This window comes from Paraburkholderia sp. SIMBA_027 (assembly GCF_046535315.1).
In the GTDB taxonomy this organism is placed as follows: domain Bacteria; phylum Pseudomonadota; class Gammaproteobacteria; order Burkholderiales; family Burkholderiaceae; genus Paraburkholderia; species Paraburkholderia tropica.
Genome location: NZ_JAWRWY010001775.1, coordinates 1 through 228 on the forward strand (window position 1 = coordinate 1; position 228 = coordinate 228).

General features: G+C 75.4%; 1 protein-coding gene. It reads left to right on the forward strand.

Annotated features, from left to right (window positions below; all coding sequences use genetic code 11):
- A partial coding sequence (locus tag SB764_RS45265) for a hypothetical protein (RefSeq protein WP_410867476.1) occupies window positions 1-228 on the forward strand: 228 nt, incomplete at both ends.

Below are 228 nucleotides of genomic sequence, written 5' to 3' on the forward strand. Positions count from 1 at the left end.
TGGGGCCTGCTGCGCACCGCGCGCAACGAGCATCCGGAACTGGCCCTGCGCATCGTCGACCTGGGCGAGACCGCGGCCGACCTGGACACGCTGGCGTCCGCGCTGGCGCTGGCGGACGAGCCCGAGTGCGCGCTGCGCGGCGCCAAGGTGCTGGCGCCGCGCCTGAAGAAGGCGCCCGCCAACGCCGGCCTGGTGTTGCCGGCCGAGGGCAACTGGCGCCTGGAGATC